Raw genomic sequence first — 19524 nt, 5'->3', positions numbered from 1 at the left:
GATTCAGCGTGCAGCGTTGGCGTCGGCGACCGTCAAAGCGGTCATATTGACGATGCGCCGCACGGTTGCCGATGGGGTCAGTACGTGCACTGGCTTGGCTGCACCCAGCAAGACTGGCCCGATGGCGATGCCGCCACCCGCTGAGGTCTTCAGCAGGTTGTAGGAGATGTTGGCGGCGTCGATATTCGGCAGCACCAGCAGATTGGCCTCGCCGCTGAGCGTGCTGTTGGGCATCAATTCCTTGCGGTAGGCGGCATCCAGAGCGGTGTCGCCGTGCATTTCCCCATCCACTTCCAGCCAGGGGGCGGCTGCTTGGATCAAGCCCAGCGCTTCGCGCATCTTGATGGCCGAAGGCTGATTGCTGGAGCCGAAATTGCTGTGCGAGAGCAGGGCGGCCTTGGGGCGAATGCCGAAGCGCATCAACTCTTCTGCGGCCATCACTGTGATTTCGGCCAGTTGCTCGGCGGTCGGGTCGTAGTTGACATGGGTGTCCACCAAGAAGACCTGGCGTCCCGGCAGGATCAGACCGTTCATACAGGCGTAGTTCTTGACGCCGGGACGCTTGCCGATCACTTGGTCCACGTACTGCAGATGCATCGCAGTATTGCTCCAAGTGCCGCAGAGCATGCCGTCGACCTCGCCCTTGTGCAGCATCATGCAGCCGATCAAAGTCAGGCGCCGGCGCATCTCGATCTTGGCGAGCTGCTGGGTGACACCCTTGCGCTCGGTCATCTGGTGATAGCTCTGCCAATAGTTGCGGTAGCGGTGGTCGTTCTCGACATTGACGATGTCGTAGTCCTTGCCTTCTTTCAAGCGCAGGCCAAAGCGCTCGCAACGTTCAGCGATGACGCTGGGACGTCCGATCAACGTCGGTCGAGCCAGGCCTTCGTCCACCACCACCTGCACGGCGCGCAGCACCCGCTCTTCTTCACCCTCGGCATAGGCCACACGCTTGGCCGTGGCGCGCTTGGCGACGTTGAAGATGGGCTTCATCGTTGTGCCCGAGGCGTAGACGAAGCTCTGCAGCTTTTCGCGATAGGCCTCCATGTCTTTGATCGGGCGGCTGGCCACACCGGAGGCCATCGCCGCCTCGGCCACGGCCGGCGCGATCTTCATCATCAGGCGCGGGTCAAAGGGCTTGGGAATCAGGTACTCGGGGCCGAAGCTCAGGTTGGCACCCGCATAGGCCGCCGCCACCACCTCGCTTTGCTCTGCCTGGGCCAACTCGGCAATCGCGCGCACGGCGGCGATTTCCATCTCGTCATTGATGGTCGTCGCGCCGCAATCCAGGGCGCCACGGAAGATGTAAGGGAAGCACAGGACGTTGTTGACCTGGTTCGGGTAATCGGTGCGACCGGTGGCCATCACCGCGTCATCGCGTACCGCCTTGACCTGCTCGGGCAGGATTTCCGGCGTCGGGTTGGCCAGCGCAAAAATCATCGGGCGCGACGCCATCTTGGCCACCATCTCCGGTTTCATCACGCCGCCGGCCGACAGGCCCAGGAACACATCGGCCCCTTCGATCACCTGGCTGAGGCTGCGCTGCTCGGTCTTTTGCGCAAAGCCGGCCTTGTCCGGGTCCATCAGTTCGACCCGTCCCTCGTAAACCACGCCGGCCAAGTCGGTCACCCAGATGTTTTCCCTGGGCAAGCCGAGCTTGACCAAGAGGCCCAAGCAGGCCAGCGCCGCAGCGCCCGCGCCCGAGGTCACCAGCTTGACCTGTTTGATGTCCTTGCCCAGCACCTTCAAACCATTCAAGAAGGCCGCACCGACGACGATGGCCGTGCCATGTTGGTCATCGTGGAAGACAGGGATCTTCATCCGCTCGCGCAGCTTGCGCTCGACGTAGAAGCAGTCCGGCGCCTTGATATCCTCCAGGTTGATGCCGCCGAAGGTGGGCTCCAGCGCGGCAATGATGTCGACCAGCTTGTCCAGATCGCGCTCGGCGATTTCAAGGTCGAACACGTCGATACCGGCGAACTTCTTGAACAGCACGCCCTTGCCTTCCATCACCGGCTTGGAAGCCAGCGGGCCGATGTCACCGAGGCCCAGCACCGCAGTGCCGTTGGTCACCACGGCGACCAAATTGCCGCGCGAGGTGTAGCGAAAGGCATTGGCCGGATCGGCCACGATTTCTTCACAGGCCGCAGCCACGCCAGGGGAATAGGCCAGTGCCAAGTCCCGTTGATTGACCAACTGCTTGGTGGCGGCGATGGCAATCTTGCCGGGCGTCGGGAACTCGTGATACTCAAGTGCCGCTTGGCGAAACTGGTCGTTCTTTTGTTCTGAGGTGGGCATGGTGCTGTTTCTCTCGGCAAGCCAGTGGAGCCATTGGGCGACGGTGCAAGCCCAATGCGGCCAGCGATTGTAAAAGCCGCAGCTTGGGGCTTGGGCCCGGCTGCGCAGAGCGCAAGTGTCGGGTGTCTTGGCCAATTGGCGATACGCGGAATTGCGCATCTTGCTTCTCGCTCAGTCAAAGGATACTGCGAGCTGTAAAACCCCGTGATTCCTGTAGCGACCACCTGCCTGCCCACCTTGATGCCTGAACACAATTCCACTGCTTTGCCGCGCGCCTGGAGTTGGCGACGGGCCTTGCTATGGGGGGCCTTGGTGGCCTTGCTGCTGGTGGCGCAGTCGCTGCTGGTGGCGCTGACGCTGAGCTATGAGACCGCGCGGGCGCAAGAAAAGGTCGATGACGTGGCGGCCGAGGTGGCCGCTCGCGTCAAGCAGATCGCCGGGCGCGACCTGCAAGGCTTGCAAGGTTTGCTGTGGGAAAGCCCGCAAGCCCCGCGCTGGGCAGCGGATGCCAGCGAGTTGCTGCGCCGCACCCGCGCCCTGCTGCGCATCGAGTACCGAGACGCCCACCGCGAGGTGATTCAGTCGGTGGACTCGCCCTATGTCACGCCGCTGTTTGCGCAGATCGCGCGTGAACATATGGAAATCGAAACCGAGCTGGCTTGCGAAGCCGCTTTGCGCCAAGGCACGCAACTCTATTCGCGCAGCTATTTCATTCCCTTGGCCGGCGGTGAGGGCCTGGAAGTGGTCGATTTGTGCCTGCCGCAACTGCGCGCCGGTCTGGCCTCTGCCTATATCGTGGCCACCGTCAGCCTCCGCTACTTGCTGGAAGACGCGGTCACGCAAGATCAGGCCCGAGGCCATGAGCTGAGTTTTGTGGAGGGCGACGGCACTCGTTTGGCGCGCACCGGCCTGAATCGCGGCGCTGGTCACTATCTGGCCGAGCGCTTGGTGGACCTGCCCGGCCTGACGTTGCAAATGAAGGTGGACAGTGCCGCCGGCCGACCGCGCTTGATTCCCAATGTAGCCACGGCTCTGGTGCTGGGTCTGTCATTGCTGTTGTTTGCCGTGGTCTTGCTGTTGGCCCGAGACGGTCGCCGGCGTGCTTATGCCGAGCGCGCCTTGGCCGAGTCCTTGGCCTTTCGACATGCGATGGAAAACTCGCTGATCACCGGCCTTCGCGCGCGTGACCTGAACGGCATCGTCACCTATGTGAATCCGGCCTTTTGTCATATGGTCGGCTTCCAGCCCGCTGAGTTGCTGGGGCAGGTCACGCCGCCCTATTGGCCGGCCGAGTTCGTCGATGAGTACCGGCGCCGCCACGCCGACCGCAGCGCCCGCTGGGAGGCCGGGCAAGACCCGCGCCAGGGCTTTGAGACGGTGTTCATGCGCAAAAGCGGTGAGCGCTTCCCGGTGATGATTTTTGAAGCGCCCCTGCTGAATGCGCAAGGCGGGCAAACTGGCTGGATGAGTGCAGTGCTCGACGTCAGCGACCAGCGTCGCATGGAAGAATTGGCTCGCCAGCAGCAAGACCGCTTACAGGCAACGGCCCGTTTGGCCACCGTGGGTGAAATGGCCTCCTTGCTCAGCCATGAATTGAATCAACCGCTGGCGGCCATCGCCAGCTACGCCACGGCTTCCTTGAACCTGCTCAAGCTGGAAGCCGATGACCCGCTCACACCCGATATGGTCCGTCAGGCCGTCACCCGCATCGCCGAGCAAGCCGAGCGCGCTGGCCGCGTCATCAAGAGCGTGCACGACTTTGTGCGCCGCCGAGACCAGGCGCGCGAGGCCATTGGGGTGGATGATCTCTTTGACGCGGTGCTGCCCTTGGTCCGCTTGCAGGCCCGCAAGAGTGGCGCGCGAATCGAGCTTGAAATGCCTGACCCCGCGCCGCGGGTTCGCTGTGATCGCACCATGGTCGAGCAAGTGCTGCTGAACCTGACGCGCAATGGCATCCAGGCGATGGAGGGGCATGCCCCTCAAGCTGAGCGGGTGCTGCGCTTGCAAGCCCGCCCCAGCCTGGATCAACGCTGGATCTGCCTGGCCGTCATTGACCGCGGCCCCGGCATCCCGCCCGAAGTGGCCAAGCAGCTCTACACACCCTTCTTCACCACCCGGTCTGAGGGCATGGGCTTGGGCCTGAGCTTGTGCCGCACCGTGGTGGAGCAACATGGCGGTGCCTTGGACTTTCAAAATCTAGAGGGGCCGGGGGGCAAAGTCACTGGCACCGAGTTCCGCTTCACCCTGCCCGCCGCCAACGCAATGATTGATTCCGACGGAGACAAGCCCGAATGAGCCGAAAACTGCCGATGGTCTATTTGGTCGACGACGAAGACGTGGTGCGCGATGCCCTGGGCTGGCTCTTGCGTTCGCGCCGTTTGTTGTCGGAAGGCTTTGCCAGTGCCGAAGCCTTCGAGGCCATGCTGGATGCACGCCCCGAGGGCGGCAAAGACTGGCCCAATGCGCCGTCTTGCCTCTTGCTGGATGTGCGCATGCCAGGCATGAGCGGTCTGGCCCTGTTTGAGCGGCTGATTGAGCGCGGCTTGTGCGGGGAGCAGGCGGCTCTGCCGGTGATCTTTCTGACCGGCCATGGCGATGTGCCCACAGCTGTGGCTGCCGTCAAGCGCGGCGCCTTTGATTTTGTCGAGAAGCCTTTTTCCGACAACACCTTGGTCGACCGGATTGAACAAGCGCTGGCCATCAGCGAACGCGCCATCACGGAGCGCGAGCAGCATAGACAAATGAGCAAGCGTTTGGCCGAACTGACCGAGCGCGAACGCGAGGTCATGACCCTGGTGGTGCAAGCGCTGCCCAACAAGCTGATCGCCGATCAGCTGAACATCAGCGTTCGGACCGTCGAGGTGCACCGGGCCCGCGTCTTCGAAAAAATGAACGTCAAGTCGGCGGTGGAGTTGAGCAACCTCTTGCGCGAGGACTGAGGCGCGCTTAGTTCAAGAGAACAGTGCTTGTGCGCAGGCACGCGCACGCTGCGGCACCGTGCCCGCTAATGCAATAGCCGGGCGGAGCCGCTGGTGCTCTTGCAACTGTTCAAACACCGCCTGCACTTGCTTGGGTTTCACCGCCTGCAGCTGCGCCATTGCTTCCATGGGGTCGCGCAAGTGACCGAAGGTAAACAGCTCTTGTGCCGCCGCTTCCATACGTCGCGCGGGCTGCTCAAGGGCGCGCAGTCCGCGCATCTGCAATTGCTTGCGCGCTCGCGCCAGCGCCACCTGGTTCAGTGGCCCTTCGGCGTGGCGCTGCAAGAGTTGATGCACTGCCTGCAAAAATTCCTCGGCCTGGGCGGGTGCCGTGGCCCCTTCAATCAGAAATTGACCATACAGCGGCTGGATGTCGGCCGAGGCGGCCACGTGATAGGCCAGACCGCGGCGCTCGCGAATTTCGTCCAAGAGCGGCGAGCTCATGCCTTCGCCCAGCAGGGAGGCGGCCAGCACATGGGGCAGATGTCGGGTGCTATTGGATTTGCCCAGGCTGGGAGCTTCGAAGCCAAGCAAGACCTGGCATTGGCCCGTGCCGGCCAGGCGCCGCGTCTTCAGGCCGCCCTGCCAGACCGGCGCGCTCAAGGTGTTGGGCCTGCCGCTGGGCATGGCGCCAAAGGCGCGGTCCACCAGGCGCGAGAAGGCTTCGGCATCGACCGGGCCTGCTGCCGTCACCACCACATTGCAAGCCGTGTACTGGGCTTTCGCATAGGCCAGCAGGTCCTCGCGGCTGAAGCGCAGGATGTTGGCGCGGCTGCCGATGATGGGGCGGCCGGCCGCATGGTGTTGGCCGTAGCTGGCGCGATCCAGCAACTGAAAGGCCACGCTGGTCGGGTCGTCCTCAAACTCGCTGAACTCTTGCTCGATCACGCGCCGCTCGCGTTCCAGCTCCTCGGCCGGGAAGCTGCTGTTCAAGACGATATCGGCCAGCCATTCCACAAATGCCGGCAAGTCGCCTGGCAAGCCCTCGATATGAAATGCCGTGTGGTCCTTGTCGGTATGGGCGTTGACCTCGGCGCCCAAGGCCTCGGCATCGAGGTTGATGCGCTGGCAATCGCGTGTGGCCGTGCCCTTGAAGGCCATGTGTTCGACCACGTGGCTGATGCCACTCAGCCGCGCGCTCTCATGCAGGCTGCCGGTGCGGATGAACACGCTCAGGCTCACCGTTTGGCGCCAGGGCATGGGAATGGTGACGGTGCGCAGGCCGTTGGGCAGGGTCACCAGGCGGGTGGGATGGGCGGCGATCAATGGATTCAAGAGGGTGACAAAGAAATAGCGAAGACGGCAAGTAGGCGGCCCAAAGGCGCAAGAAATGCCGAGTGTCGCCCAAACTCGGTTCTGCGGTGAGCGCGCGGCTTGCCTCTACAGTCCGAGCATGCGATCAGACCTTGCCCACCAACTGTCGGCCCCCATCGAGAGCCCGCGACTCTTGTTGGAGTCTTTGTGCGCCGGCCATGCCGAGTTTTTCATTGCTCCGCTGCAGCAAGACGAGGCCCTGTACCAATGGATTTCCATGCCGAAACCCGACAGTCTGGATGCGCTGCGTGAACGGTGGCGCCGCATTGAAGCGAGCCGTATGTCGCCCGACGGTGCCTTTGCCTGGCCGATCTGGGCGGTGCGCCGCAAGTCTGATGGGCAATACCTCGGCCGCGTTGACGCCGAGATCAGTGCCAGCTTGGAGGCTGTCAATCTGGGCTTTTATTTCTTCAGCCCGCATTGGGGCCAAGGTTATGCCAGCGAAGGCGCCGCGGCGGCCGTCGCGGAATTGAGCGCGCGGGGTGTGCAGCGCTTTGTCGCCACGGTCACTGTCGGCAATTTGGCCTCTGGCCGGGTGCTGCAAAAAGTGGGCTTCAAGCTCAGCCGCATCCTGCCGGCCAATGATGTGATCCGGGGTGAGGCGATGGATGATGAGGAATATGTGCTGCAGCTTGATCCTGCAGCACCGACTACTTCCTCCTGAATTCAGCGCTGAAGGGCAGTTCTAAACCTTGCGGCAAAGTTGCTGATCAGCAGCCCGATCAGAATCAGCCCTATGCCGGCTGCTTGCTCATTCGTCGTGCTGGCGCCGAAGATGAGCCAGGCAAACAGCAGGGCAAAAATGGGGACTAGCAAGGCCACCGGCGCGACTTCGGCGGCGCTGTAGCGAGCCAATAGAGAGTTCCATACCCAGTAGCCAAACAAGGTGGTGGGGTAGACCTGGAAGGCCAAGGAGCCGAGCGCGATGCCGCCCATTTGCTCGGGCAGCGATGCAAAGACGGCGGCGCCCGAGCTGGCATACGCCAAGCCAAACAAAGGCAGCGGCGCAAACAAGCTGGACCATGCCAAGAAGGCCAAGACTTCGGTGGGCTTCACCCCCGAACGCTTGATGAGCAAGTTGGCCACGCTCAGCGCGACAGCGGCGCCCAGCACCAAGGCAATACCCGCCGCGCTGGCCTTGCCGCCGGTCGCCAAGATCACCAGGGTAAAACCCAGAAATGCCACCCCTGCGCCCATGCGCTGGGGACGTGACCAGGTATCCCCCAGGTACAGCATGCCCAGCAGCGGCGTGATGAAGGCGCTGGACTGCAGCAACCAAGCGGCCAGGCCCGGCGCTAGGCCGCTGCGCAAACTCAGGGTGACCAGTCCCCAAGTACCGACGCCAAAAGCCAGGCCATACCCGGCCAGCCAGCGCCAGGCGATGGCTGGCCGGCGCAAGAGCAAGACCAGAGGCAAGGCGGTGAGAGTGAATCGAAGGCCCGCCAGCACCAGCGGGTCGACATGCGCAACACCGAGTTTGATGAAGGAGAAATTGAGGCCCCACAAGGCAGCAACAGCGATAGCGAGGACAAAGTCTAGGGTCTTCATGGCGGCAGAGTGGATGTGCGTGTGGCTGGGAGGAGCGGCTTTCAGGTCAGATTTTTTACTGTGCAAAAAGAAGAGAAAAGCGCTCATCGTGCACGATGATTGTGCGACTCCTGCACAATGAGTTGTCGGCAATATTCGCCGCATGACCAGGCCCTTCCTATGGCAAAAACAAACTTGCCTTCTTTGGCCGCGCTTCAGTGCTTTGAGGCCGCAGCGCGCTTGGGCAGCTTCACCAAAGCCGCCGCTGAGCGCCATCTCACCCACAGCGCCATCAGCCGTAATGTCCAAGCGGTCGAGCACTGGTGCGCGCAAACCTTGTTCGAGCGAGTCGGCCCCAAGGTTGTTTTGTCAGAGGCGGGGCATCGTTTGCGTCAGCGCTTGACTGAGCCCTTGCAGGCCATGCATCTGGCCCTCGAATTGGAGGCCTTGCCCGTCGAGCAGCTCCGGCTCAAGGTCTTGTTGCTGTCCTCCATCGCTAGCACCTGGCTGATGCCGAGATTGCCGGCGTTTGCTCGCGACTGCCCTCAGATCACTTTGTCGCTGGAAACCGGCTATGAGATGGTGAGCCTGCCGCCACTGCAGCCCATGGTGGCGATTCGCTTTGGCCACTTTTCGCGCCTGGGCCTGCATTGCCAACGTCTTTGGTTTGACCGTATGGTGGCGGTGGCCGCGCCCGATTGGGTGGCGCGGTATGGAGATCAGCCCGTAGATTGGCCGACGACGCAGCTGCTGCGCCATACCCATGAGCCCTGGCCGCAACGACTAGCCCCTGTGAGCAAGGGTTCGAGTGGCTCAGCGGGCAAGTTGGCCTTGGCCGATGGCTTCGAGTTCAATGATGCGATGCTCTTGGTTCATGCCGCGATTCTGGGCTGTGGTGTGGCCTGGGTCAGGTCTTCACTGGTGAACGGCCTGGTGGCGGAGGGACGCCTGCAAGTCTTGGCGCAAAGCGAGCAGTTGTCTGACAAGTCTGCGTGGCTGGTGTCTCGCGAAGACACGGCCGACTTGCCGGCGGTGCGTGAGTTTTGCAAATGGGCCTTGGCACAACTGCCGACCGAGGCTTGAGAGAAAGCGTGGGCATGGCATCTTCGGCCCGGCCTGCCTGACACAATCGCCCCATGGGTGAATTCGATCTGATCCAACGATTTTTCAAGAGCCAAAGCCGACCGTCGGCAGACGTGGTGCCGGTTGGCATCGGCGATGACTGCGCCGTCATCAACCCCACGCCGGGTATGCAATGGCTGGTGTCCAGCGACATGCTGGTGGAGGGGCGGCACTTCCTCTCCACGGTGGCGCCGCAGCGCTTGGGCCACAAGGCCTTGGCCGTCAACCTGAGTGATTTGGCGGCTTGCGGAGCGACGCCGCGAGCCTTCACTTTGGCGCTGAGCTTGCCTCGTGCCGATGAGGTTTTTCTGGCCGGCTTCGCGCAGGGCTTGTTTGATTTGGCGCAGCGCCATGGCATCGCTCTGGTCGGCGGTGACACCACCCAAGGCCCCTTGAACATTTGCATCACCGTGATGGGCGAGGTGCCACGGGGTCAGGCTTTGCTGCGCAGCGGCGCCAAGGTGGGCGACGACATCTATGTATCGGGAACCACCTTGGGCGATGCGCGGCTGGCGCTGGAGGTGTTCCGCGGCACCGCCCAATTGGCAGGCGCTGATTTCGAAACCGTGCGCCGGGCCATGGAATGCCCGCAGCCGCGCGTGGAGTTGGGCCTGGCATTGCGTGGCCTAGCCCGCAGCGCCATCGATGTGTCGGACGGCTTGTTGGGCGATCTGGGCCATATCTTGAAGGCCTCGGGCGTGGGCGCTTGCCTCAATGCGGATGCCTTGCCGCGCAGCGCGGTGCTGGCGGCGCAAGACCTGGCCCTGCAACACGAATGCGGCTTGGCCGGGGGCGATGATTATGAGTTGGTGTTCAGCGCGCCCAGTGATGAAGCCGGCCGCGCCGCGGTAGCGGCGGCAGCTGCGGCCAGTGGCACGCCGGTGCAACGCATTGGGCGCATCGAGGCCAAGCCGGGGCTGCGATTGGTGGATGGCGCCGACCAGCCGCTGCTGACTCAGTTCAGCAGCTTTGACCATTTCAAATGATTGCGAACTCATGAGCGACACCTCGTCCGCCGCCGGGCCCCTAGTGCCACGCCGCGCTACGGCGCGCTTTATGTTTCCGCACCCGGCGCATTGGATTGCGCTGGGCTTTGGCAGCGGTCTGTCGCCCAAGGCGCCGGGCACAGTGGGCACCTTGTGGGCTTGGCTGGCTTTTCTGGTGATCAATCCCTGGATGAGTGATCGCAGCTGGGCCTGGCTCTTGGCCGGCGGCACGCTTATCGGTTGGTGGGCGTGCACGATGACGGCCCGTCACCTGGCAACACCTGACCCCGGCGCGGTGGTTTGGGATGAGGTCTTGGCCTTTTGGTTGATCCTCTGGCTGGTGACGCCCACTGGTTTTTGGGGCCAGTTGATCGCGTTTGCCCTGTTCCGCTACTTTGATGCCGCCAAGCCGGGGCCGGTGGGCTGGGCCGATCAGCTCTTCAAGGGCGAGCGAGGCAAGCCGGTCGGCTGGGCGCAGGGCTGGGGCATTTTGTTCGATGATTTCGTCGCGGCAGGATGTACGCTTGTGGTGATCGCGCTGTGGCGCTTCTTGTGGGGGTGATGAGCATGTTGTTTCCTGAAGAGCAAGAGTTGATCGACCGCATTGGCGTGGCCCTGATGCAGCGGCGCGAAAAGGTCGGCACGGCCGAGTCCTGCACCGGCGGCTTGATTGCGGCGGCCTGCACCAGCTTGTCGGGCTCCAGCCAATGGTTTGAGCGCGGCGTGGTCAGCTACAGCAATGAATCCAAGACCGAGTTGCTGGGCGTGCCGGCTGCCTTGATCGGCTTGCACGGTTCGGTCAGCGGCGAGGTGGCCCTGCATATGGCGCGCGGTTTGTTGGCCCATGCGCCCATCGATTGGGCCTTGGCCGTGACGGGCATTGCCGGCCCGACAGGCGGCTCGGAAGACAAGCCGGTCGGCACGGTCTGGCTGACTTTGGTGCATGGCAGCAAGGTCACCAAGGTCTGGCAAGAGCACTTCAGCGGCGACCGGCATGCGGTGCGCATCGCCACCTTGCGTGCCGGCCTGATGGCCTTGTGCGACGCCTTGGAAGACAAGGACTTGTAAAGCGCGATGAGTAAAGCGCGATGAGTATTTTGCTGAGCGGCTGCTGGCCGGCGGCCGAGCAGCAGCAGTGGCTGCGCCTGCTGCAAGAAGCCCTGCCGGGCGAACAATGGTGGCTGGCGCCGCCCTCAGACGCCTCTGAGGCGGCGCAGGTGGAACTGGCCATCGTCGCCAATCCCGAGGCCGGCGTTCTGCAGGGGCTGCCGAATCTGCGCTTGATCCAGTCGCTTTGGGCCGGTGTCGATCGGCTCATGCAAGACCCGACCCTGCCGCCTGAGGTGCCGCTGGCCCGCATGGTGGACCCCGCCATGAACGAGGCCATGGTGCACACGGCACTGTGGGCGGTCTTGGCCTTGCATCGCGGCTTTTTTGAGGTGCAGACGCAGCAACATCAAGGGCTTTGGCGCCAGCCGCAGCAACTGCGCGCTGGCGAATGGCGCGTCTTGGTGTTGGGCCTTGGTGAATTGGGTGGCCGGGTGGCGCAGGGCTTGGCGACGCAAGGTTATGCGGTCAGCGGCTGGAGCCGCCGGCCGGCAGACCTGATTGATGTGCAAACCCTGCATGGCGAGGCGGGTTTGGTGCAAGGCCTGGATGCGGCCGACAGCGTCATCAATCTGCTGCCCCTGACCGAGCAAACGCGCGACTTCTTCAATGCTGCGCGCTTTGCCGCGATGAAGCGAGGCGCTAGCCTGGTCAATCTGGCGCGCGGCGCCCACGTGGTCGAAGAGGATTTGCTGGCGGCGCTGGACAGCGGCCAACTCAGCCGGGCGGTGCTGGATGTGTTTCGCCAAGAGCCGCTGCCAAGCTCGAATCCGTTTTGGCGCCACCCGCGAGTGACGGTCTTGCCGCATTGCGCCGCGCAAACCGACGCGCGTAGCGCCGCAGCGGTGGTGCGCGCCAATGTGCTGGCGCTGCGCGCGGGCCAGCCTTTGGCCCATTTGGTGCAGCGGCAGCAAGGCTATTGAGCCCCCCGAGCGTGGCGTTTCGCGCAGCTTTGCTTGATTTTGTCGCGCGGCTTTGCTTTGCTGCCAAGCAGGCGGGAGGCGGCCGGGGTATTCTCAGAGCCTGTCTATCGCCAGCCGAAGTGTGGCGCTTGTAAGGGTCACTTTGCTGAGTTGACGAGGTTGCCGCCGATGGAGTTTTTCCCCGCAGACGCAAGCATTGCCGCATGGGAGCTGCAACTGGCCCAGGGCGCTGCGCTGGAGACCGTGCAGGAACGCCTGCAATTGGCATGGGGCCTACGCCAGCGAGACACGCATCGGGCGCTGGCCATGGTGACCGATGTGGAAGGGCTCTTGGGCTCTACCCCGTGGCCGGCTCGCCGTGTGGCCTTGGCACGAGCCCGCTTGCATCTGGTGAGGTCAGAAGCCCATCTGCTGCATGGCGAATTGAACGAGGCCGAACGCCAGCTGGAAACCGCGCGGAGTTTGTTTGAGACTGCCGGTGATGAGGCTGGCTTGGCCGATGTGCATTGGCAAGCTCATTACTTGGCGGCGGATCGCGGCGATGTCGGGCGTTTGCGTGGCGAATTGGCGCTGGCCCTGGGGCGTGCTGAATCCGCCCGAGATGCCTCGCGGGCCCTGGTGTTCCAAGCCAATCTGGGTCGCGCCCAAGTCTTTGTCGATCAGGTGCTGGCCGAGCGCGAATGGGGCGCACGCTTGCCGCCAGACAGCGCGCAATTGGCGCCGATGGAGGGCTCGGCGGTCGAGGACTTTCGCGGCCTGTTGGCCGCTATGCAAGGCCATTACCTGAATGCCATCCAGGCCCATTCGCGTGCCTTTGAGTTGGCCATGTTGACCGGGCAGATTCGGCGCGCCATCACCCTGGCCACCAATCTGGGCCACACCTACACCCGGATGAGCGACTTCCAGACCGCGATGGAATGGCTCAAGCGGGGCTTGGACCTGGCACGCGCCTCGCGCTGGCCCAGCATGATCAGCTTGTGCCTGGCTCATACCGGCGAGGCCTTGCGTCGGCTGGGTCAGTTAGGGGATGCGCGCGATCTCTTGCAGGAGTGTTTGCAACTCGGTGCCGGCCAGCCCGAGAACCGCACCCATGCGCTGGCGCTAGGCTATCTGGGGCACACCGAGTTGGACTCGGGCCAGGGTGTGGCCGCCCAAACCGCCTTTGCTGAATTGATGGAGCGGGCGGTGGCTTCGCGTTCGCTCGATCTGCGTACCGATGCACGTTTGGGCTTGGCGCGTGCTGAGCTAATGCTGCATCACTTTGAGCCCGCCCGTGCCCATGCCGAGGAAGGCCTGCGCTTGGCGCGTGAGCAGCAAGAGCCCTCTTCGGAGGTGTCGATGTTGTGGGTGCTGGGCGATGTGCAGCAAGCCGAAGACCAAGCCCTGGGGCGCGCCGGTGCCGACGGGCGAGCGCTGTCCTTTTATCTGGCGGCCCTGCAATTGGCCGACACCTTGCAGTCCTATCAGCCCTCATTGAAATTGATGGAGGCCACGGCCAGGGCCTTCGCCGCGGGTGGCAATTTCGAGCGGGCTTATCACTGGTCGCAGCGTGCCAGCGAAGCGCGCCAGCGCAGCTTCAACGAGGAGGCGATGCGGCGCTCCAGCGCGCTGCGAGTGCACCACCAAATCGAAAGCGCGCGCGCCGAGAGCGAACATCTGCGGCGCTTGGCCGAGTCTGAAGCGGCGCGCTTTCAGCTGCTGCGCGACTCGCATGAGGTCTTGCAGCACTTGGGGCAAGTGGGCCAAGAGATCACCAATGAGCTGGTGGCGGAGCGCATTTTTGAGGTGATGACGCGCCACGTCAATGCGCTCTTGGACGCGCCCTGCTTGGCGATTTATCTGCTCGACGCGGCGGGCCGGCAGCTCTACTGCGCCTATGGCGTGGAGAACGGCGAGCCCTTTACCGACCCGCCCATCGAGATGAAGTCCGAGCGCTCGCTGTGTGTGCGCTGCGTGCAAGAGCGCCGAGAGTTTCTGCTCAGCGATGCCGCCGAACATGACAGTTTGGGTGAGCAGGTGCCGGGCACCACGGTACAACGCAGCCTGATCTTCGCCCCCTTGTTGGCCGGCGAGCGGGTGATCGGCGCGATGACGATTCAGTCGCCGCGGGCGGGCGCTTATGGTGAACGCCAACAGCTGATCTTTCGCACCCTGCGCTCCTACATCGCCATCGCCTTGGACAATGCTGGCGCCTATCTGCGTTTGAGCGAAATGCAGCGACAGCTGATGGCGCAGGAGAAGCTGGCCGCCTTGGGGTCGATGGTGGCCGGCGTGGCGCATGAGCTGAACACGCCGATTGGCAACAGCCTCTTGATCGCCAGCACCTTGCTGGGCAGCACGCAGGAGTTTGTGCAGCGGGTCGAACAGCAGGCCTTGAAGCGCTCCGACTGGCAGCAGTACGCGGGCCGTACCCGGGATGGCCTGGAGGTCATCAACCGCAGCATGGAAACTGCCGCTGCCCTGGTGCGCAGCTTCAAACAAGTGGCGGTGGACCGCAGCGCCGAGCAGCGTCGCAGCTTTGATCTGAAAGAGTTGTGCGAGCAATGCGCCCAGACCATGGGCTTGCAGCTACGTCGCGCCGGTCTGAAGCTTGACTTGGCTGTGCCGCCGGGCCTGCAGATGGACAGCTTCCCGGGGCCCCTGGGTCAGGTCGTGATCATCTTGATCAACAACGCCTTGATCCATGCCTTTGAAGGGCGCACAGATGGTTTGATCACCTTGGGCGCGCAAGCGCTTGAGGGCGCAAGGCTGAGCCTCTGGGTGGAAGACAACGGGCAGGGCATTCCCGCTTCGGTGCAAGAGCGCATCTTCGACCCCTTCTTCACCACCAAGTTCGGCCAAGGTGGCAGCGGTTTGGGATTGAGCATTGCCCACAGCATCAGCGGCAGCTTGCTCGGCGGCAGCTTGAGCGTGAAGAGCCGGGAGGGCGAGGGCAGTCGTTTTGTGATGGAGCTGCCGCTGAAGGCGCCATGACAGGGCCTTGAATTTGCATTCAAGGCCGCGAGCTATCGCTTAGGCTTGCAGGACCAATCGTGGACCGCGCGCGACCACAGTTTCCGCCAGCATCAAGGCCAGGCGCCGCAGGGCGGCCCAGGCGTCCAAAGGCCAATCGGGGTGGCGCAAGCCTTTGACCAGTCCATCGCAAACCTGCGCGGCCTCGACCAAACGGGTCAGATCAGCGGCGCGCAGGCCAGGGACGATGCGTTCGAACAAACGTTCCTTGGCGCCCCAAACCCGCGATTCGCGCAGCGCCATCGGCAAGGGCTTGCCGGCGTCGACTGCATCACGCACCCGCTTCAGCGCGCGAATGTCCTCGGCCAGACTCCAGTGCACCAGCACGGCCGCCTCGCCCTCGGCTTCCAAGCCTTCCAGCATGCGTAGCAGACGCGGAACATGGCCAGCCAGCACCGCCTCGCTGAGCTTGAAGACGTCGTAGCGGGCGACGTTCAAGACCGCAGATTCGATCTGCTCAAAACTCAGCTCGCCTTTGGGGTGCAACAACGCCAGCTTTTGCAGCTCTTGGTGCGCGGCCAGCAGATTGCCCTCGACCCGGTCGGCAAAGAAAGCCAAGGTGCGCTGACCGACCTCGCCTTCGGGCACCCTTTGACCTTGTGCGACCAGGCGCTGGGCGATCCATTGCGGCAGCGCCCGGCGGTCCACCGGGTCGACGCGCACGGTCACACCAGCGCCGTCCAGCGCGCTGAACCAGGCGCTATTGGTCTGGGTTTTGTCCAGCTTGGGCAGGGTGACCAGGGTCACCACGTCCTCGGGCAGGGCGGCGCAGTAACGCTGCAAGGCCTCGGAGCCTTCCTTGCCGGGCTTGCCGCTGGGAATGCGAATCTCAATGAACTGCCGCTCGGCGAACAGGCTCAAGGCCTGTGCAGCGCCCAGCACCGGCCCCCAGTCGAAGTAAGCCCCGGCCACGGTGAAGACCTTGCGCTCGCCATAACCTTGCGCTCGAGCGGCGGCGCGAATCGCGTCGGCCGCTTCTTGCGCCAGCAGCGGCTCGTCACCGTAAATGGTGTAGATCGGCCGCAGCGCTTTGGCAAGCTGCTGGGGGAGGGCGTCGGCGCGGAGCTGCATGAGGCTCAGCTCGGCAGTCGAACCGCGGCGAGGCGGCGCATCACCTGGGCCACACCGTCGGACTGCATGGCGCGGTGCAGTTGCTGCTCTTCCTGCTCTTTGCCCAGCGCGCGTTCTTCGGTGTAGTTCATTTCGCGCACCAGGCGCAGCTCGGTGCGCGGCAGCAGCAATTCGTCATTGGGCGTGCGCAGCAGGTAGTCCACGCTGAGGCGCAACTGCCATTCACGCACCTGACCCGCCACGGTGGAGCTGACCACGACTTTGTCGCGCACATCTTGCAGTGCGACCAAGACCACATCGGCCTTGTTGGCGTCTTCCACGACCTTGACCGGCGAGCGCGCCAGTTGGCGGCGCAGCTCGGTCGCAAAAGGCGAGCCCGGCGCAAAGCCGCTCAGGGCGATGCGCTGGAACAAGAACTCGGGCTCTTTGCGCAGCTCAAAGCCACAGCCGCCCAGGCTGGACAAGCCAACCAGTGCTGCCGATACAAGCAGGCGACGCCGCAGCATGCTCATCCGACCTTAGACCACCACGTTGACCAGACGACCCGGCACCACGATGACCTTCTTGGCCGGCTTGCCTTCGGCAAACTTGAGGAAGTCTTCGTTGGCCAGTGCGGCGGCTTCGATGGCGGCCTTGTCGGCAGCGGCCGGCACCTTGAGCGAACCACGCAGCTTGCCGTTGACCTGCAGCATCAGTTCAATCTCGTCTTGCACCAGGGCCGCTTCGTCCACGCTGGGCCAGGCGCTGTCGAGCAGATCGCCCAGCTCGGCGGCAAAGCCGAGGTCTTGCCAGAGCTGGTGAGCGATGTGCGGGCAGGCTGGGTAAAGCACGCGCAGCAGCACCGAGAAGCCTTCGCGAATGGCGGCGTCCTGGCCGGCAGCCTTGAAGCCTTCCAGCGCATTGAGCAGCTTCATGCCGCCCGACACCACGGTGTTGTACTGCATGCGCTCGTAGTCGTAGCTGACTTGCTTGAGCACCAGATGCACCTCGCGGCGCAGCGCCTTGCCTTCGCCGCTGAGGGCGGCGAAGTCTTGGCCGGCGCTCTTGATCGCGGCTTCATGCTTGACGCCAAAGGCCCAGACGCGTTTCAAGAAGCGGTGCGCGCCTTCGACGCCGGAGTCGTTCCATTCCAGCGTTTGTTCCGGTGGCGAGGCGAACATGACGAACAGACGGGCGGTGTCGGCGCCGTACTGGTTGATCAGCTCTTGCGGGTCCACGCCATTGTTCTTGGACTTGGACATGGTGCCCACGCCCTCGTACTCGACGCGTGAGCCATCGCTCTTCAGCGTGGCGTGCGTGACCTTGCCGTTGGCGTCGGCCACGTCTTCCACCTCATGCGGCCAGAAGTATTCGATGCCGCCCTTCTCGCCACGGCGCGAGTAGATGTGGTTCAGCACCATGCCCTGGGTCAGCAGCTTGGTGAAGGGTTCGTCCACCTTGACCAGACCCAGGTCGCGCATCACCTTGGTCCAGAAGCGGGCGTAAAGCAGGTGCAGGATGGCGTGCTCGATGCCGCCGATGTACTGGTCCATGGCCGCGCCTTGGCGCATCCAGTAGGCGGTGCCATCGCCGACCATGGCGTCTTTGTTCTGCGCATCGCAGTAACGCATGAAATACCAGGACGAATCGACAAAGGTGTCCATGGTGTCGGTTTCGCGCTGCGCCGGCTTACCGCACTTGGGGCAGGCCACGTTCAAGAAACCGGCGTGCTTTTTCAGCGGGTTGCCGCTGCCGTCGGGGATGCACTCTTCGGGCAATACCACCGGCAGGTCTTTCTCGGGCACCGGCACCGAGCCGCAGTCATCGCAGTTGATGATGGGGATGGGCGTGCCCCAGTAACGCTGGCGGCTGATGCCCCAGTCGCGCAGGCGCCAGGTGGTTTTCTTTTCGCCCAGACCCTTGGCGCCGACCAAGTCGGCCACCTTGGAGGCGGCGGCCTTGTGGCTCAAGCCATCGAGTTCACCGGAGTTGACGCAGACGGCTTTTTGTTTGTCGCCGTACCACTCGGCCCAGGCCTCCAGGCTGAAGCTCTCGCCTTCCACCGCGACGACTTGTTGGATTGCGATGCCGTACTTCTTGGCAAAGGCGAAGTCACGCTCATCGTGCGCGGGCACGCCCATCACGGCGCCGTCGCCATAGCTCATCAGCACATAGTTGCCGACCCAGACCTCGACCTGCGCGCCGGTCAGCGGATGGGTGACGAAGAGGCCGGTGCGCTGGCCCTTCTTCTCTTGCGTGGCCAACTCGGCTTCGGTGGTGCCGCCGCGCTTGCATTCTTCGATGAATGCGGCCAGTTCGGGTGAGCTTGCTGCGGCATGGGTCGCCAGCGGGTGCTCCGGCGCCACGGCGCAGAAGGTCACGCCCATGATGGTGTCGGCGCGGGTGGTGAAGACGTAGAGCTTGCCGTCTTGGATCAGCGCGCCGTCAGCGCCCTTGATCTCATGCGGGAAGGCAAAACGCACACCTTCGCTCTTGCCGATCCAGTTTTCCTGCATCAGGCGTACGCGCTCGGGCCAGCCGCTCAGGTATTGCGGATTGCTGGGGTCGGCCACGGCGGCCAGCAGCTCATCGGCGTACTTGGTGATGTTCAGGTAGTAACCGGGGATCTCGCGCTTTTCCACCACGGCGCCGGAGCGCCAGCCCTTGCCATCGACGACCTGTTCATTGGCCAGCACCGTCTGGTCGACCGGGTCCCAGTTGACGACTTGGGTGCGGCGCTCGGCGATGCCGGCTTCCAGCATCTTCAGGAACAGCCATTGGTTCCATTTGTAGTATTCAGGCGTGCAAGTGGCGATCTCGCGCGACCAGTCGATCGCCAGGCCCATGGCCTGCATCTGCGACTTCATATAGGCGATGTTGTCGTAGGTCCACTTGGCCGGCGGCACCTTGTTCTTCATCGCGGCGTTCTCGGCCGGCAGGCCGAAAGCGTCCCAGCCCATGGGCATCAAGACGTTGTAGCCCTTCATGCGCAGCTGACGCGTCAGCATGTCGTTGATCGTGTAGTTGCGCACATGGCCCATGTGCAGCTTGCCGCTGGGGTAGGGCAGCATGGAGCAGGCGTAGAACTTGGGGCGGGCTTGGTCCTCGGTGACGCGGTAGGCGTCGCGGGAATTCCAATACTGGCGCGCAGCGGCTTCGATCTCGTTGGGGGCGTACTTGTCGTTCATGCGTCAAATTGTAGGCGCT

At 63.5% G+C, this 19524-nt stretch carries 15 protein-coding genes; 9 read left to right on the top strand and 6 right to left on the bottom strand.

Features of this window, described 5'->3' with window-relative positions; all coding sequences use genetic code 11:
- Window positions 1-3: 3 nt before the first annotated feature.
- Window positions 4-2298, bottom strand: a complete 2295-nt coding sequence (locus LNV06_RS16290) for an NADP-dependent malic enzyme (RefSeq protein ID WP_263539350.1) — start codon at window positions 2296-2298, stop codon at window positions 4-6.
- Between the two features lie 240 nt (window positions 2299-2538).
- On the opposite strand from LNV06_RS16290, the gene LNV06_RS16285 reads away from it, so the two are divergent.
- Together LNV06_RS16285 and LNV06_RS16280 are read left to right on the top strand one after the other, a co-directional pair.
- Window positions 2539-4593 (top strand): sensor histidine kinase, encoded by a 2055-nt coding sequence (locus tag LNV06_RS16285; protein WP_263539349.1) that lies wholly within the window; start codon window positions 2539-2541, stop codon window positions 4591-4593.
- Window positions 4590-5237 (top strand): response regulator transcription factor, encoded by a 648-nt coding sequence (locus tag LNV06_RS16280; RefSeq protein ID WP_263539348.1) that lies wholly within the window; start codon window positions 4590-4592, stop codon window positions 5235-5237. Before LNV06_RS16285 ends, LNV06_RS16280 begins: the two co-directional genes overlap by 4 nt.
- A 12-nt stretch (window positions 5238-5249) precedes the next feature.
- Here the strand turns inward: LNV06_RS16280 and LNV06_RS16275 are convergent, their stop codons facing one another.
- Window positions 5250-6551: a M16 family metallopeptidase gene (locus LNV06_RS16275; protein ID WP_263539347.1), complete on the bottom strand. Its 1302-nt coding sequence runs from the start codon at window positions 6549-6551 to the stop codon at window positions 5250-5252.
- Between the two features lie 118 nt (window positions 6552-6669).
- Between LNV06_RS16275 and LNV06_RS16270 the strand changes: the two genes are divergently transcribed.
- On the top strand, window positions 6670-7254 hold the full coding sequence (locus LNV06_RS16270; RefSeq protein WP_263539346.1) for a GNAT family N-acetyltransferase: 585 nt from the start codon (window positions 6670-6672) through the stop codon (window positions 7252-7254).
- A gap of 2 nt (window positions 7255-7256) precedes the next feature.
- Here the strand turns inward: LNV06_RS16270 and LNV06_RS16265 are convergent, their stop codons facing one another.
- On the bottom strand, window positions 7257-8138 hold the full coding sequence (locus LNV06_RS16265) for an EamA family transporter (protein WP_263539345.1): 882 nt from the start codon (window positions 8136-8138) through the stop codon (window positions 7257-7259).
- Between the two features lie 159 nt (window positions 8139-8297).
- Between LNV06_RS16265 and LNV06_RS16260 the strand changes: the two genes are divergently transcribed.
- From LNV06_RS16260 to LNV06_RS16235, 6 genes are all read left to right on the top strand, one after another.
- Complete coding sequence (locus LNV06_RS16260) at window positions 8298-9200, top strand: LysR substrate-binding domain-containing protein (RefSeq protein ID WP_263539344.1); 903 nt, start codon at window positions 8298-8300, stop codon at window positions 9198-9200.
- Window positions 9201-9253: 53 nt separating this feature from the next.
- The gene (thiL, locus tag LNV06_RS16255) at window positions 9254-10225 is read left to right on the top strand and encodes a thiamine-phosphate kinase (protein WP_263539343.1); all 972 of its coding nucleotides are present in this window, start codon (window positions 9254-9256) and stop codon (window positions 10223-10225) included.
- Between the two features lie 10 nt (window positions 10226-10235).
- Window positions 10236-10787 carry a phosphatidylglycerophosphatase A family protein gene (locus LNV06_RS16250; RefSeq protein ID WP_263539342.1) on the top strand — a complete coding sequence of 184 codons (552 nt, stop codon included), beginning with the start codon at window positions 10236-10238 and terminating at the stop codon, window positions 10785-10787.
- A 5-nt stretch (window positions 10788-10792) separates the two neighbouring features.
- Window positions 10793-11293 (top strand): CinA family protein, encoded by a 501-nt coding sequence (locus LNV06_RS16245; protein WP_263539341.1) that lies wholly within the window; start codon window positions 10793-10795, stop codon window positions 11291-11293.
- A 20-nt stretch (window positions 11294-11313) separates the two neighbouring features.
- Complete coding sequence (locus tag LNV06_RS16240; protein WP_263539340.1) at window positions 11314-12255, top strand: 2-hydroxyacid dehydrogenase; 942 nt, start codon at window positions 11314-11316, stop codon at window positions 12253-12255.
- Window positions 12256-12423: 168 nt separating this feature from the next.
- A complete protein-coding gene (locus LNV06_RS16235) occupies window positions 12424-15228 on the top strand; it encodes an ATP-binding protein (protein ID WP_263539339.1) in 2805 nt (934 codons plus the stop codon).
- Window positions 15229-15267: 39 nt separating this feature from the next.
- Here LNV06_RS16235 and holA read toward each other — a convergent pair whose 3' ends face one another.
- From holA to leuS, 3 genes are read right to left on the bottom strand one after another with little or no spacing between them, the layout of a single operon-like run.
- The gene (gene holA, locus LNV06_RS16230; protein ID WP_263539338.1) at window positions 15268-16338 is read right to left on the bottom strand and encodes a DNA polymerase III subunit delta; all 1071 of its coding nucleotides are present in this window, start codon (window positions 16336-16338) and stop codon (window positions 15268-15270) included.
- Between the two features lie 5 nt (window positions 16339-16343).
- Window positions 16344-16844: an LPS-assembly lipoprotein LptE gene (locus tag LNV06_RS16225; RefSeq protein ID WP_263539337.1), complete on the bottom strand. Its 501-nt coding sequence runs from the start codon at window positions 16842-16844 to the stop codon at window positions 16344-16346.
- 12 nt (window positions 16845-16856) lie between these two features.
- Window positions 16857-19505: a leucine--tRNA ligase gene (gene leuS, locus LNV06_RS16220; RefSeq protein ID WP_263539336.1), complete on the bottom strand. Its 2649-nt coding sequence runs from the start codon at window positions 19503-19505 to the stop codon at window positions 16857-16859.
- Between the last annotated feature and the right edge of the window lie 19 nt (window positions 19506-19524).

Source organism: Paucibacter sp. Y2R2-4, assembly GCF_025717535.1.
GTDB lineage: Bacteria > Pseudomonadota > Gammaproteobacteria > Burkholderiales > Burkholderiaceae_C > Paucibacter_A.
The sequence above is the reverse complement of the archived record's forward strand: the minus strand, read 5'-3'. Positions and strand labels throughout refer to the sequence as shown.